This window comes from Thiocystis violacea (assembly GCF_016583565.1).
GTDB classification, from domain to species: domain Bacteria; phylum Pseudomonadota; class Gammaproteobacteria; order Chromatiales; family Chromatiaceae; genus Thiorhodococcus; species Thiorhodococcus violaceus_A.
The window spans coordinates 21,883-37,823 of the sequence record NZ_NRRF01000026.1; the positions used below are offsets into that span (position 1 = coordinate 21,883).

The 15,941-nt window shown below is 62.8% G+C and carries 10 protein-coding genes and 3 pseudogenes; 11 read left to right on the forward strand and 2 right to left on the reverse strand.

What is annotated here, in order from left to right:
- On the forward strand, positions 1–369 hold the full coding sequence (locus CKO23_RS12165) for a hypothetical protein (protein WP_200331468.1): 369 nt from the start codon (positions 1–3) through the stop codon (positions 367–369).
- Between the two features lie 14 nt (positions 370–383).
- Entirely contained in the window at positions 384–590 is a 207-nt protein-coding gene (locus tag CKO23_RS26730) for a Pycsar system effector family protein (protein WP_369408002.1), read from the forward strand.
- Here the strand turns inward: CKO23_RS26730 and CKO23_RS12170 are convergent.
- Positions 491–766, reverse strand: a complete 276-nt coding sequence (locus CKO23_RS12170) for a phosphate-starvation-inducible PsiE family protein (protein ID WP_200331470.1) — start codon at positions 764–766, stop codon at positions 491–493. The two genes, CKO23_RS26730 and CKO23_RS12170, sit on opposite strands and share 100 nt — an antisense overlap.
- Before the next feature lie 380 nt (positions 767–1,146).
- On the opposite strand from CKO23_RS12170, the gene CKO23_RS12175 reads away from it, so the two are divergent.
- From CKO23_RS12175 to CKO23_RS12210, 9 genes and pseudogenes are all read left to right on the forward strand, one after another.
- Positions 1,147–1,926: a DUF1566 domain-containing protein gene (locus CKO23_RS12175; RefSeq protein WP_200331472.1), complete on the forward strand. Its 780-nt coding sequence runs from the start codon at positions 1,147–1,149 to the stop codon at positions 1,924–1,926.
- An 86-nt stretch (positions 1,927–2,012) separates the two neighbouring features.
- Entirely contained in the window at positions 2,013–2,270 is a 258-nt protein-coding gene (locus CKO23_RS12180; protein ID WP_200331474.1) for a hypothetical protein, read from the forward strand.
- Entirely contained in the window at positions 2,267–7,603 is a 5,337-nt protein-coding gene (locus CKO23_RS12185; RefSeq protein ID WP_200331476.1) for an Lcl domain-containing protein, read from the forward strand. Before CKO23_RS12180 ends, CKO23_RS12185 begins: the two co-directional genes overlap by 4 nt.
- Before the next feature lie 179 nt (positions 7,604–7,782).
- Complete coding sequence (locus CKO23_RS12190; protein WP_200331478.1) at positions 7,783–8,331, forward strand: REP-associated tyrosine transposase; 549 nt, start codon at positions 7,783–7,785, stop codon at positions 8,329–8,331.
- Positions 8,332–8,432: 101 nt separating this feature from the next.
- Positions 8,433–9,833: pseudogene (locus tag CKO23_RS26480) on the forward strand (Ig-like domain-containing protein); the annotation flags it as partial.
- A gap of 678 nt (positions 9,834–10,511) precedes the next feature.
- Positions 10,512–10,616, forward strand: a pseudogene (locus tag CKO23_RS26485) (thrombospondin type 3 repeat-containing protein); the annotation flags it as partial.
- A gap of 1,289 nt (positions 10,617–11,905) precedes the next feature.
- Positions 11,906–12,417: pseudogene (locus CKO23_RS12200) on the forward strand (DDE-type integrase/transposase/recombinase); the annotation flags it as partial.
- A 39-nt stretch (positions 12,418–12,456) separates the two neighbouring features.
- Complete coding sequence (locus tag CKO23_RS12205) at positions 12,457–12,786, forward strand: peptidoglycan-binding domain-containing protein (RefSeq protein ID WP_242482404.1); 330 nt, start codon at positions 12,457–12,459, stop codon at positions 12,784–12,786.
- 11 nt (positions 12,787–12,797) lie between these two features.
- Entirely contained in the window at positions 12,798–14,513 is a 1,716-nt protein-coding gene (locus CKO23_RS12210) for a DUF3616 domain-containing protein (protein WP_200331484.1), read from the forward strand.
- Positions 14,514–14,648: 135 nt separating this feature from the next.
- Here the strand turns inward: CKO23_RS12210 and purT are convergent, their stop codons facing one another.
- Positions 14,649–15,833, reverse strand: a complete 1,185-nt coding sequence (purT, locus tag CKO23_RS12215; protein WP_200331486.1) for a formate-dependent phosphoribosylglycinamide formyltransferase — start codon at positions 15,831–15,833, stop codon at positions 14,649–14,651.
- Positions 15,834–15,941 lie beyond the last annotated feature (108 nt).

A 15,941-nucleotide genomic window follows, 5' to 3' on the forward strand; every position in this document is an offset into this window, starting at 1 on the left:
ATGGACACCAAACACTTAGGCACCAACAGCACAGACATGACCGACAGCACGGAGCCGAGCGACGCCGCGAGCACGGATAAGCAACGCGAAAAGGGCGAGGGACTTTCCAAGACGAAGGCGCCAAAGCAGCGACCGGTCGGTTCGGCAAAAGGCGTCGAGACGCTGTTCCGCAACGCCTATCGCGCGGAATTGGAGATCATCAACCTCGCCGCCACCAAGGCGAACATCATGATCTCGCTGAACGGATTCATCGCCTCCGCATTGACGATCTCAGGCGCCTTCATCTACACCTCGTCACCCGAGTTTCTGTTGCCCGCCACGCTCTTTCTGTTCACCTCGGTCGCCTCGATATCTACGAGGACCGGGTAGACTACTGGGAGCGGATGCGCGCCTTGCTGAAGGATCAGGAGGACGTCTACGCCACGATGAGCGGCCAGCTGTACTGGCTGGGTCAAATGGCGAACCGGAAGTTCGAACTGCTCAAGGTTACCTACATCCGCGCGCCGCAGGAGTCGCTGCGCGCCAGCGCCGTGATGGCAATGAGCAGCATGATCTCGACGTGTACCGATTTGTCCATCATGTACATGTAGATGCTGGCCATTAGCTCGACGGCGATCAACACGACCAAAAACATGCCGAAGACGTCGAAGAGTTGCTTGATGTCGAGCAGGGGTAAACCCTCGGCGCTGACGAGATCCGGATAAAGGACTACGCAGAGCTCGAGATCGCAGTGAAAACAGTCCTCGCCCGCTCGGCGGCGGCGCACGCAAGGCCGTCACAATCCGCGAGAGTCTCCACCCGTCTACACGGATAGGCGGCTCCGGATGTAGCGAAGGCGTTTCAAAGTCGCGTTCCATGGCCGTATTCTTCGGTTTCAAGTCCTGGATTTATTTATATATGCGCGAATCTGCCCACTGCCCGCAATAATCTTGACGACTAGCGATTCGTGAACTATAAACCTTTCCCCTTAAGTGGTTTTGCACGCCTTCCGTCGTTTTTGCGCGAGCACCGAGGGCGAGCGTTGGCCGTTTGGCCTGGGATCACGGAGAGGGTGCACCCGCGTGGAAACGAAGGATGCGCTAGACGATCACTGACCTGACCGCCCCATCCCGCTCGCGCGCGGGGTTTGACTATGGAGACTCCGCGATGCGCCTACGCCCTCGTCTTATCTGGATCCTATCCGGCCTGCTCGCCTCCGTGGCGTTGCCCGCCGGGGCGCTTGGCCCGTTGAACGACACCGGAATCCAATTCTGCGGCGCGGCCACCGATGGCAACGGCCCCTGCGACGGCAGCCAACCCGCCGGACAGGATGCTCATTATGGCCGCGATGCCCAAGCCGCCGCCGGCACCCTGACCAAGATCGGTGGCGGGAGCGCGGGTTTCGATTTCACCAAGATCGCCAACAATGGTAGCGATCTGCCGGCCTCCGCCACGCTCGGCAGCGGCCCGACCGATTGGGCCTGTACCCGCGATAATGTCACTGGGTTGATCTGGGAGGTCAAAACCGATGATAACGGATTCCGCGATCGGGACTGGGGCTACACCTGGTACGACACCGACAGCCCCGATGGCGATCTCGGCGAGGTGGGCGACACCTCTACCTGCAACAACACCATGGGCGGTCAGCCCTGCAATACCGAAGGTTATGTGGGCGCCGTCAATGCCCTCGGATTGTGCGGCGCGCACGACTGGCGGATGCCGCAGATAAAGGAGCTGTTTGGTATCGTGGATCGTGGACGCACCGTCCAGCCGTTAATCGATCCAGTCTATTTTCCGAACACGCCGCGTTCGTTTTTCTGGTCGGGTTCTCCCAACGCCAACAGTTCGAGCTGCGCGTGGAACCTGGAGTTTGACTATGGAAATAGCCAGATATTTGGTTTTCGGAGCTACGCCGACAAGGTTCGGCTTGTGCGCGGCGGACGGTGATTTTGATTTTTGTGTGTCAACCATGACGACACCACCCGGCCCCCAGGTACAAGCAGATTCCGCTGTGGTGCGATGCCAGTCGTTTCGTGCTGGAGGCCGAACGCGCCATGTGGCAATTTCCGCGCCACCACCAGTTCATCAAGCATCGACTCAAGGCGCATCATTATGTGCGTCATGTGGATGATTTTGTCTTGATCCACCAAGACCTTGCGCAACTCGACGCCTGGCGCATGGCCTTCGCCGATTTTCTGCGGGATCGCCTGGGTCTGGCGCTGCGCGATGCCGGACGGCTGACCCATTGCCTACCCTGTCCGCTTCGTCTGTCCGAGGTATGGTCTAAATGAAACCATTGTCTATCTTCCTGATCGGTTTGGCCTGGTTGGCCCTGGCTGATATGGTGCTGGCGGGAACCTGCCAGCACGGCATCCCGGCCAGCAACCCCGACAGCGTCTACACGACCGACCTCAGCGCTGGCACCGTGACCGACACCCGTACCGGGCTGATGTGGAAGACCTGCGTCGAGGGTCAGACCTGGAGCGGTGGCACCTGTACCCGGGGGGGGGCAACTTCCCATCCTTGGGCCGCTGCGTTGGACCTCGCCGAGTCCGCAACCTTCGCCGGGCATGACGATTGGCGTCTCCCAAACGTCAATGAATTGATGAGCCTGGTCGAACCATGTCGCACCAACCCGAGCATCAATGACAGTCTGTTTCCGAACACGCCTACTTGGTATGTTTGGTCGGGTTCTCCCAACGTCAGCTTTTCGGACCACGCGTGGTACGTGCTCTTTAGCTACGGTTTCGCCGAATACTTCGTCCGGAGCGAGGACGTCCACGTTCGGTTGGTACGTGGCGGACAGTCATTTGATCCTTTGCCTGCTGCCGGCCTCTCCTGCACCACCAACACCCTCGGCCTTCCCCTTGATTCAACCGCCTGCTTTTACGACGGGTCCGATAACTGGCGCAAGGCCATCCTGAAAAAGGCGGGCGTCGTCGTCGCCGAGGCCAGCGTGGTCGGCAATCAGGGTGGCTTCTGCGCAAATAACCTGCTCTGGCAGGACGCCTCGGGTACGCCGATCTCCGACTGGTCTGGGCTATTCGCCGGGGCGGATACGGCGACGGTGGAGATCTCCGCCGAGCGCCCGGACGGCAGCACGGTCGTGCTTGGCACCCGCACCGCCTCGCGCTCGCAGTTCGATGTAACGGTCACGTCCGATCAGACCTTCCCGGTGAGCGGACCGTATGCCGAGGTCGACTTCACCGCAACCCCTGCCGGCGGCACAGCGCCTTACACGTACCAGTGGACCGAGGTGCTCTTCGCTCCTTTGGGGTACGGTCACCATGACTGGGGTTCGGACGCGACCACCAGCATCGAGCTTTCGACGAGCGTGCACCCGATCAACCTGCGGGTGACCGACAGCGCCGGACAGGTGGCGACGGTGGAGTGCCTGGCCGCAGTGACCGTACCCTATCTGAACGGCGACCCCGCCCTCAGCGGCAGCGGCAGCCGGCTCATGCGCGGGGTCGACGTGGCCACCGGCAACTACCACAGGTCCACCACGGATCTGTCGGTTTCCGGCAAAGGCCCGGACTTCGCGGTGACCCGCGCCTACAACGCCAACGGGTCCAAGATCGGCGCCTGGAGCTTCAACGTCGACATGCGCCTCGGCTTCGGCGGCATGCCTCCGACCATCGCGATTGGCCCTCGGGAGGACGGCCGCTCTATAAATTACTATCGTGAGTCGGATGGCACCTGGCGTGCGCTCAACCCCGGCAACTTCGATGAGCTGACCGAAAACGCGGACGGTACCTTCACGCTCTACACCCAAGGCAACCTCCTCTATCGCTTCGCGGCCCCGAAAGGTGCCGGCGCCGGGCGGTTGGAAACCATCGAAGACCGCGACGACAATGTCCTGAGCTTCTCCCACGACACCGACAACCGCATCACCGGCGCGACCGACGCCAGCGGGCGCAGCTTCACCGTCACCCGCGACGCCAGCGGCCGGATCACGCGGGTGAGCGACTTTGCCGGGCGCTACGTGCAGTACACCTGGAACGCCGACGGCATGATCACTGCCGTACGCAATCCGCGTGGACATTCGACCATCTATGGCTACAGGGCTGGCAGCAACGCCTTCGATCGCAGCAAGCTGGCCAGCATCACCGATCCCCGTGGCAACGTGCAGGCGACCATCACGTACTACGACTCCGGTTCGCTGGAAGGCAAGGTGGAGTCGGTCACCGACGGCGCCGGCAATGAGTGGGGTTATGTCCACGGGTTGGAACAGAGCTCAGGCGTGGCCGACTCCGGGATCACCCGCCCGACCGTGAACGGCGTCAACAACAACATCGTCTTTATCCTGGACGACGCCCGCACCCGCGTGGTCGAACGGGTGGACTCGATTGGTGTCGGCGACTACCGCAGCCGCACCGCCTACAAGACCACCACGGAGCGCACCCGCATCCCCGAGATGGCCCTGCCGGTGGAGACCTATCGCCCCAGCAACGCCAAGACCACCATCGCCTACACCGCCGACGGCCGAGGCAATCCGGCGACCATCACCGACCCCCTCGGCCGGGAGACGCCCGCGACCCGGGCCGAAGTCGCAGGGCAGACCAACCTCACGCCGCTGGCCACCGTGCAGCGGCCGGGGGTGCCGACACCCACCCGTTACAGCGATTTCACGCCGAGCGGCAAGGCGGAAACGGTCGTCGATCCGTTGAATCAGAGCACCGGACGCGACTTCGACGACCAAGGATTGCTGAAACAGACAACGGACGCACGCGGCAACAGCACCGACATCGAATACGACGACGCAGGCCGACCGATACAGGTGACGGATGCCCTCGGCCATGTCACCGCCACCAGCTACGACGACCTCGGTCGCGTGCTCACCCAGACCAACGCCCGTGGCTATATCACCCGATTTACCTACGACGCCAACGGCAACCGGCTGACCACCACCAATCCGGCGAATGGTGTCACCACCAACGTCTACGACGCCAGCGACAATCTGGTTAGCACCACCGATCCGCGCGGCAACACCACCAGCTTTGTCTACGACGCCTTCAATCGCAAGATCGAGGAACGCTACACCGTCGGCGGCCAGCAGCGGGTGCGCGGCTTCGCCTACGACGCCATGGGCCGCCTGTACCGCGTGACCAACGAGAAGGGTCACGACAGCGATACCCATTTCGATGCCCGCGGCAAGGTGCTGCAAGAGATCAACCCCCTGTCGCAGACCATCACCTACACTTACGACGCCAACGGCAACGTGCTCACGGTCACCGATGCCGAGGGCCGCCGGATCACCAATACCTACGACGCACTCGATCGCAAAATCCAGGTTACCGACGCCCTGGGCAACGAAGAGGCCTTCACCTACAACGACCAGGGCCTGCTCGCCAGCCGGCGCGATGCCCGCGGCCAGCTGACCCGGTATGAATACGACGCCCTCGGCCAGATGACCAAGGTTATCGACCCCAGCGGCGGGCAGACCCTGGCCAGCTACGACGCCAACGGCAACCTCGCCAGCACCACGGACCCCAATGGCCACACGACCACCTACAGCTACGATGCGGCCGATCGCCTGACCCAACTCACCGACGCCGAGGGCCGCCAGTGGACCTTTAGCCACGACGCCAACGGCAACCGCCTCACGCAGACCACGCCGTCCGGGCAGACCACCAGCTACAGCTACGACACCCTCGACCGCGTCACCAGCGTGACCTATCCCGGCGGTCCGACGGTGGGCTACACCTACGACGCCAACGGCAACCGCAAGACCATGACGGACGCCAACGGCACCACGCAGTACAGCTATGACGAGCGCAATCGCCTGACCAGCGTCACCGACGCCTTCGGCAACACCGTCGCCTATCGCTACGACGCCGCTGGCCAGATGGACCGCTTGACCTATCCCGGCAACCGCAGCGTGGACTACAGCCACGACGACGCCGGCCGGCTCGCCAGCCTCGCCGACTGGCTGGGCGATACCACCAACTACACCCGCTACGACAACGGCGCGGTCAAGACTATTCAATACGGCAACGGGGCGCGGGTTGAAAAGCGCTACGATGCCGGCAGCCGGTTGACGTCACTCGTCAACCACAACGCCGCCAATGGCGTGATCTCCAGCCACACGCTGACGCTGGATGGCCTCGGCAATCCGCTCAGCGCCGACGTCGATCTACCCCTGCAGCCCGCCAACCTGGGCCGGACCGCCGAGCAGTTCTACGACGCCAGCAACCGCCTCACCAGCACCGCCGGTGCCGCGATCACCCATGACGACGACGGCCGCGTCACCGCCGATCCCAGCGGCAGCGCCGCGATCCAATACGCCTACAACGCCCAGGACCTGATCACCAGCGTCACCGCTGGAGGCGTGCTCACCGACAGCTACAGCTACGACGGCGATGGCCGCCGCGTTGCCCGCACCAGCGGCGGCCAGACCACCCGCTACGTGCTCGACCCCACCGGCGGCGACCTGTATTCCGTACTGGCCGAGACCGATGGCGGCAACAACGTCCAGCACTACTACCTCTATGGCGAGGGGTTGGTGGCGCAGATCACCGGCAACAGCCACCGCTACTACCACTTCGACCAGACCGGCAATACGCTGGCGCTGACGGACGACAGTGGTTTGGTCACCGACAGCTATGCCTACGAGCCATTCGGCAACGTCACTGCGCAGGGTAGTTCATACAACCCGTTCCGCTTTGTTGGGCGGTATGGTGTGATGGATGATGGGAATGGACTGAATCATATGCGGGCGCGGTATTATCGGGCGGATCTCGGGCGGTTCTTGAGCTTGGATGAACAATATGGCGAAGCTGGCAATCCGGAAAGCTTGAACCGCTATCAATATGCAAGTGGTAATCCAATGACGAAAGAGGATGCTACTGGGCTTGCCGCGAATTACACTTCCGACGAGATACAACGGAGGATAAAAGCGATAAGGGCGAAAAAGAAATACTTGCAGTTGAAAGCGGAGTATCTAAGAAAGAATGGGATTCAGGAAAAGATTGCGCAATCACAATCCAATAAGGGTGCGAAGTCTGACCTCACAGTTCTTCCTGACGCTATGATCGGGTCTATGGGCAATAGTCCGAGTGATTGGGCTGGCGTAGCTTGGGATCTGTCATCGGATTTTTCCTTGGAGACTCTTGGCGACGGGCCGAACGTCAAGAATGCGATCCGCGGTTTCGCTGTAAACACTCTATGCAACGAGGCGCTGGATATTGCCGTATCCTTATATAACGGAGGCCGCACAGAAGAGAATGTCGCGAACACGCAGGAGGCTTGCTCGATAGCTTTGGATGTATCCAACCCCGGGTATGTGTTATTTTCATTCGCCAACCAGATTTACCGCATTAGAACGAAAGGCATCGCGGGGGCCGGCGAGTGGGAATTCAGCATGCGTCTAGATGAGTTTAATCAAGCAGTTATTTCATCGAGCACGTTCCAAAAATTCGTTGATGAATCATTTGGAAACCAGCACCTCGCCAACGAAGCAAAGAAGAATGCAGGGTTTGGAATACTAATGTCCATCTCTGCGCAAGCCGTTAACTTGATCGGCAAGATAAACCCGATGCAGCCCGGTAGTGTGGGCACGTCGTTCGTGCCCTACGTCGGCGGTAGCGAACCGTTAACAGGTCCCGGTTCGACAACGCCGTGAAATACCCGGTACCCCCTGGATATACTCAACGAGCCCGGTAGGGTGGGCACGTTTTTTGTGCCCACGCGGTGCAAACCCGGAACTTTGGTATCGGGCGGGTTTCGGGGGTGCGAAACACGGGTGTCGGTCGGCATGAACGGCGTTGTCGGCACGCGTGGGCACCCTACGGTGCGGGATGAATGACGCGGTATCGGCGGGCGGTGGTTGCTGGCGGGACCTACTTCTTTACGGTGGTGACCTACCGGCGTCGGCGGTTTCTGACGGATGCCGAGCCGCGGCAATGGCTACGCGAGGCGATCCATGCGACGCGGGCGGACCACCCGTTCAAGATCGATGCCTGGGTGCTGCTGCCGGATCATCTGCACTGTATCTGGACGTTGCCGAAGGGAGATGCCGATTTTTCGACCCGCTGGGCGTTGCTCAAGAGCCGTTTCACCAAGCGGGCAGGAGATCGGTTGTCGCGTGAGGGCTGGATGTCGGACTCAAAACGAAAGCATCGGGAAGGCACCCTGTGGCAACGTCGCTTCTGGGAGCATGCCATTCGCGATGATCGTGATTTCGAGGCCCATCTGCACGACATCCATTTCAATCCGGTTAAGCATGGATTGGTGCGGCATGTGGCGGATTGGCCGTTTTCAACCTTTCACCGTTATGTGAAAGCCGGAACCTATCCAAGTCATTGGGCCGGGATGCAGGAAAATCCTGATTCGGATTTGGGTAAGGAATAATCAATGACGCGTGGGCACAGACAACGTGCCCACCCAACGGGGATCGGAGTCGTTTGCGTGTTGGTTCGGCCAACAAGCCAACTCAAAGGGCAATGCAGAAAATGACAAGCAACAAGCAAAGGTTCCGTTCGTGGGTCTTGGTAGGGGTGGCCTTGCTGCTCCCGGGAACCCTGCTCGCCGAGACGATCAGCTATCAATACGACGCGCTGAACCGCCTGCTCCAAGTTGCCTATGCGGACGGTCGCAGCATCGACTACACCTACGACCCCGCGGGTAACCGCACCCAAACGGTCGTGACCGGCGACACCGCATTAGATACCGACAACGACGGCATCCCCGACGCGACCGACCCCGACGACGACAACGACGGCGTCTTAGATGCTCAGGATGCCTTCCCGCTCGACCCATCCGAGTCCGTCGACACCGACGGCGACGGCATCGGCAACAATGCCGATCCGGACGACGACAACGACGGCATCCCTGACGAAAGCGATCCCGATCCGCTGGTACCAGGGCCGTCATCCCCACCCGAGGTGGTGGCCATTCAACCGGAAGAAGGCACGGCGGGTGTGCCCGTCAGTCAAGCGCTCAGTGTGCAGTTTGATCGTTCAATGGATACGGACGGCTGTTCTTGGGTCGAGCTATGGAACAATACGGAACAGAGCGAGGCTGGCTACCAGTTAAACTGGTCGCAGACGGTGCATTCCAACGACACGCTAACGGTGATCCCGACCGCACCGCTGCGCTACAGTAGTTGGTATGCACTGAGCCTTGACTGCCGCGACCTGAATGGAGTGCCGGTGACGGGCTATCACCACCCCGTGAGGATCGGCTTCTCCACGGCCGGCGCACCGCTCGACATCTCATCGCCCCAGGTAACATCCACCGCACCATACAATGGTCAGGTCGGCGGTAACACGCTGCCCATCCGGATCGGGTTCGACAAGCCCATCGATCCGGCGAGCGTTACGCTACAGAGCGTGCAACTAACCGGGCCGGGGTCTCCCGCCTACCAACTGGAGCCCAGCGGCTTCGAACTATTGATCTGGCCGCAGTCCCTGCAAGCGCAGGCTACCTATCAGGTCACGCTGACCACCGCGGTATCAGATGCCGAGGGCCATGGGTTGGCCACGCCCTATAGCTTCAGCTTCAACACCGGTGCCGGTGATACCACGGCCCCGACGATCGTGCAGACACGTCCCGCGGATCAGGCGAACGGGTTGGAATGGGAGCCGATCCGTGTCTTCTTCTCGGAGAACATGAACCCGGACACCATCGTCGCGGGCGATACGGTGGAGGTCTTCGACGAGACCGATGGCGGCGCAGCGCTCGGCATCCACATCGAAAAGCGCTGGGTGCACGAGGACGGGGAGCGCGCCTTGATCGACATCGAACGCGCCTTTGAGGAGGGCGGGCGCTGGCAGTCCGGTCATACCTATCGGGTCGAACTCGATGGGGCTATTGCCGACCTGGCGGGCAACCCACTTGGCAGCGCTCAAGTGCTCCACTTTACCGTGGTCAACAGCTTCCCAGGCTCGCCGGACGCACCTCCATTCATTTGGGACGACGGCGAGAGCCGCGCTTATCGTCAGGCGGATGGTCGCGTTACGCTGGAGCTTGAGCTGTGGGCTGGAAGTAGCGCCGACGGCATCCTCGACATCAACGTGGTGGACCTGACCCAGGCCGGCAAGCACTGGGACAACCTCCAATCCGACGGCAACGGCAACTTTGGCTACGTGACCACGGACGGCGCGGACGAAGGTCTGGTGCCCGGACCCCATCAGCTGCGCTTCACCGTGACCGACCAGTCCAATGGCCAGAGTCGCACCCTGCTGTGGACAGTCCACGTCTTCAATGCAGTGCCGTTGCTGACCGCAGGCCCCGCTGACGGTGCGACGGGTGTTTCGGTGCAGCCCAGCTTTGGCTTCGCGAGCAACGGCATGGTCGGTGTGGCAGCCTACTGGTTAGCTATCATGGACCCCACCACCGGTAACTTCGTCTACGCGACCCCGATCCTGCCGGACGCCGGCATTGCCTATTCGGTGCAGGTTCCGCCATCCCGCGCCCTGGAGCCGGGCAAGACCTATCAGTGGATGGCTGCCGCCTTCGATTCCATCGGGTGGGAAGTGGGTTTGGCCTTCAGCGAGATGCGGTCCTTCACCACGGCCGCGGACGCTGCCGACCAGGATGGCGATGGCGTACCGGACAGCAGCGACAACTGTCCGAACGACGCCAATCCCAGCCAACAGGACCTCGACGGCGATGGCATCGGCGACGCCTGCGACGCCACCCAGGATGCCTGCGACGGCGGCCCGGTGACCGTAGACTCCGTGACCTTCGGGCCCGGCACGCATCGCGTTGCCTCGGCGCAGCACATCGAGACGCAGGGCGCGGTCCAGTTGCAGGCGGGCGCGGATGTTAGCTTCGAGGCGCCGATCTTGCGCTTCGGCGCGGGCTTCCGCGTCGCGGCCGGGGCCATCTTCGCGGCCCGGGCCGGCGTGGTCAGTTGCAGCGCGGCGGTGAGCGATGCAACTGCGGGTGACATGAGCCTGGCACAGCCGGCAGCCGTCCCGGACGCACCTGCGGCGGAGGCGCTCGAAGCACCGCTACCGATCACCAATCCGGACCAGCTGCCCGTTTGGGTCCAGGACACGCTGGCGCTCTACGGCGTCGACCGCGACCGCATCGAGCAAGCCTTGCTCGACCCGCAGGGCTTGTGGCTGCTGTTCGTGACGGCGGAGGACATCCTGCCCGCCGACCGCAACGGTGTCCGCGACATCTACCGCCTCAATGTCTTCACCGAGGCGCTGACCCTACTCAGCCGGAACCAAGCGGGTCATGCCGGCAATGGGCCGAGCGGTCACCCCGCCGCAGATGCGCACGGCGAGCTGGTGGTCTTCCAGAGCGATGCCGACGACCTGGTTGACAGCGATGGTAACGGTGTCACCGACATCTTCCTGCACGACGTTGCGGTGGGCCAGACGACGCGCGTCACCGCCGCAGCCGCCACGGCCTCGGCACATCCGGCCCTGGATGCAGCCGGCGAGGACCTGCTCTACGACCAACGAGATGCCGACGGGCAGCGGCAGATCCTGATCGATGGGCTTTGGGACGACAGGTTGGCGGAATCGCTCAGCCTGATCGAAGACAGTACCGGGCTGCGACTCGATAACCACCATCCGGCCATCAGCGCCGATGGGCGCTATTTCGCCTACCTGGAGGCCCGCGCCGATGACAGCGAAACGGCTTGCCAGGTGCATGTCTACGACCGCGACCAAGCTCAGTATCAGCGTACACCTTGCCCGGAGGCACTAGCTGACAACGCTGAAAGCGCACGGCCGTATTTCAGCCCCGATGCCGCAGAACTGAACTGGTATCTGCCTGGGGTCGACCTGCCGGTGGTCGTGCCCAATCCTTTAGTGGATGGACAAGCGGCTCCACTACCATGACCGTCTCTGCGTGGGCACGAAAATGCCGTCATTTCGCACCCCCTCAGCCGCTTTGAGAATATAACGACACATAGCGCTGACCCAGCAGCCCAAGTAAGGCGCTCTACTGTTGCTGCATATTCAGCCGGACACGGCGCCTGGACGTGCATCGGACGGCCATCGTCGATCTGTTGGAGCGTTATCCGCGTCTGAGTGCGGTGAAGGTGCTGCGCAAGCTGCGCGAGGCGCATGGGGATCTGTCGGTGTCTGATCGTAGTGCCCGGCGCTATATCAAGGAACTCAAGGAGACGGTCACGCTCAAGCAGGCGCGCTATTACGAGCCGGTGGTGGACATGCAGCCTGGGGTGCAGTGCCAGGTCGACGGCGGGGAGCTGCGCGGGGTGATGATCGGTGGCGAGGAGCGGACGGTCTACCTGATGGTCTTCGTGCTGTCCTACTCGCGCCTGCTTTACGTGGCGGCCAGCCCGCGTCCGATCGATACCGCCGCGCTGATCGGCATGCACGATGCGGCCTTTCGCGCCTTCGGTGGACGTCCCCAGGAGTGCGTCTACGACCAGACGCGTCTGGTGGTCCTATAGCCGAGGAGTGCCGTGAGCTGACGCTCAATGAGCGCTTCGCGCGCTACGCGACCACGGCCACTCCCGCGAGCGACGAGCCGCCAGCGGAAGCGGTGGAGATGGCGGTCTGCGACCCCGAGATCCCCTTCGTCTTCGCCAGCCCCGGCGATCCCGCCGAGCGGATCAGCTTGCAGCGCTGTGTCCGAGATCCAGCCGGCGGGGCGCCGCGCCTGCTCGACGCACCGCCGCTCACCAACCGGTTGGTGTCTCTGCTTCAGCAACAGCTCAGCGGACTTGGCTTCGATCCAGGTCCGATCGATGGTCTGATCGGACCCAGAACCCGCGATGCCGTTCGAGCCTTCCAAGAGGCGCGGGGCATTCCTCAGACCGGCCGGATCAGCTTCGATCTGCTGGAGCGTCTACAGCGGGAAACGCATCAGGACCGATGAGCACCCAAGAGATGGACACCAAACAGATAGGCACCAACAGCACAGACATGACCGACAGCACGGCGCCGAGTGACGCCGACGCCGCAAGCGCGGAGAAGCAGCGCGAAAAGGGCGAGGGGCTTTCCAAGACGAAGGCGCCAAAGCAGCGACCGGTCGGTTCGGCAAAAGGCGTCGAGACGCTGTTCCGCAACGCCTATCGCGCGGAATTGGAGATCATCACCCTCGCGGCCACCAAGGCGAACATCATGATCTCGCTGAACGGATTCATCGCCTCGGCATTGACGATCTCAGGCGCCTTCATCTACACCTCGTCCCCCGAGTTTCTGCTGCCCGCCACGCTCTTTCTGTTCACCTCGGTCGCCTCGATCTATTACGCCCTGCTGGCGGCCTCGCCGGACATGACGAACAGGCCGGGCGGTCTTTTCGCCTGGCTCAAGGCGGTCTTGAAAAGGGACGCGTCCCTGAGCGACTTCGCGGCCTATGTGCGGCCGCGGCGCGCGTTCGTCGATGGCGAGTCCAACATCCTCATCTACGAGGACCGGGTCAAGCTCTCCAAAGCAGACTACTGGGAGCGGATGCGCGCCTTGCTGAAGGATCAGGAGGACGTCTATGCCAAGATGAGCGACCAGCTGTACTGGCTGGGTCAAATGGCGAATCGGAAGTTCGAACTGCTCAAGGTTTCCTACAGGGTCTTCCGATGGGGCCTGATCCTATCGGTGTTGACCTTTATCGGCGTCGAGTCCTTTCACACGATCCGGCTGGCACTTGATGGCGATGCCCTGGTGAGCCTGCGAAACGCCGGCATTTCGCCGTTCGAAGACATCTATGAGCCGTCCGCGTTCCAGCAATTGCCGGACGGCCGCATCCTCGTCGCCGAGGACGAGCCGGATCGGGCGTTCAGCATCCTGCGCGTCCGCGCCGACGGGTCGCTCGCCAGCGACCCTGCGCTCGACCTTCGCCTGATGCGCGCCTTCCGCACTCGGCCGAACGACTTGGAGGGCCTGGGTATGGATGCCGACGGCCGCATCTACGCCATCACATCCCACTCCAGGGACCGCAAAGGGCGGCGCCAGGCGAGCCGGGAGCAGCTGTTGCGGTTCCGCATCCTTGGCGACGATCTGGTTGATCTGCAGGTCTACGCCGGTTTGATCGAGCAACTTCAGCGCTCACCGGTCGTAAAGCAGGCATTGAGCCAACCTGCCGACCAGGTGACCCTCTCCGACATCAAGACCCTCTCAGACATCAACATCGAGGGACTGAGTTTCGATCAGAGGAAGCAACGCCTGCTCATCGGATTCCGCGAGCCTGTCGTCGATGGAAAATCCATGATCGTGGCGCTGGACAATCCGCATGGCCTGTTCGAGCGGGGGGGAACGCCGAACGTCTCCGACGTCGTGCTGCTCGACCTTCAGGGCGGCGGCATTCGCTCCTTGACCTATGATCCTGTGCTGGGCCGCTTCCTGATGGTGAACGAGATCGCCGGGCCTGATGGCGATGTCTACTCTCGGTTGTGGTCCTGGTCCGGCGAAAACGACGCTCAGCCGGAACCGATCGCACTGCCGGAGCTACTCGGTCTGAACAACGTGGAAGCCATCGATTCCGTCACCGTCGATGGCGAATCCCGTCTGCTGATGATGAGCGACGAGGGCAGCGTGAAAAACAAGCAGCCGGCCAAGTACATGCTGCTGAAGTACGGGGCGTTGCTGGCGGACTGGCAGTCGCTCTGAGGCCAGGGCGAACGTGGCAAGGGTCAGAACGGTTCAGGCGTCACCTTGCGTCTCGTCGCAACCCCTTCCGAACCATGCGACCCAGGGTCGCGCAGTGAAATCCAAGGTGCCGCGCGATTTCCCGATATCGCTGGGTCAGTCCAGCCTGACCTCGACCTGGGCGGCGACGCGCAGGGCGCGCGCCTTGGCGTCCTCGATATCGCCGCCTCGCGCAAGGGCCACGCCCATGCGGCGGCGCCCCCGCACCTCCGGCTTGCCGAACAGACGCAGGTCGGTGCCGGGCTCGGCGAGCGCCTCGGCCAGGTTGCCGAAACGCGGCTGGGTGGACTCACCCTCGACCAGGATGACGGCGGAGGCGGCCGGCCCAAGCTGGCGGATCGCGGGGATCGGCAGCCCCAGGATGGCGCGGGCGTGCAGCGCGAACTCCGAGAGATCCTGCGAGATCAGGGTCACCATGCCGGTATCGTGGGGGCGCGGGGAGACCTCGCTGAAGATGACGGCGTCGCCGCGCACGAACAGCTCGACGCCGAAGAGGCCGCGCCCGCCGAGCGCCTCGGTGACATGCGTGGCGATCTCGCGGGCGCGCTCAAGCGCCGTCGGCGTCATCGGCTGCGGCTGCCAGGACTCCCGGTAGTCGCCGTCCTCCTGACGATGGCCGATCGGCTCGCAGAAGGCGGTCCCGTCGCGGTGGCGCACGGTGAGCAGGGTGATCTCGTAGTCGAAGTCGACGAACCCCTCGACGATGACCCGCCCGCCGCCGGCGCGTCCTCCGGCCTGCGCGTAGTCCCAGGCGTGGCCGATCTCATCCGCGTGGCGCACCAGGCTCTGGCCCTTGCCCGATGAACTCATGATCGGCTTGACTACGCAAGGCAGGCCCATTTCGGCGACGGCGTGATCGAAGTCCTCCCGGGTGTCGGCGAAGCGGTAGGGCGAGGTGGGGATACCCAACTCCTCCGCGACCAGTCGGCGGATGCCCTCGCGGTTCATCGTGAGCCGCGCCGCCCGCGCGGTCGGGATGACGGTGAAGCCCTCGGACTCCAGCGCAAGCAGGGTGTCGGTGGCGATCGCCTCGATCTCCGGGACGATGTAGTCGGGGCGCTCCAGCTCGATGACGCGCCGAAGCTCCGCACCGTCGAGCATGGAAAAACTGTAGGCGCGGTCGGCGACCTGCATCGCGGGCGCATTGGGGTAGCGGTCGCAGGCGACGACCTCGACGCCAAGCCGCTTGAGCGCGATCACCACCTCCTTGCCGAGCTCGCCGGCTCCGCACAGCAGCACTTTGGTCGCGGTGGGGGTAAAGGGGGTTCCGATCGTCGGCATGGTGTCTCCGCGCGCCGCAGGCGTCGCTATCGAATGTCTGGATCGCGGCTTGCCCGCTGTCCGCCGTTGGTGGTGTCACGTCGTGGGCAGGGGTTCCGCATAGCCCTC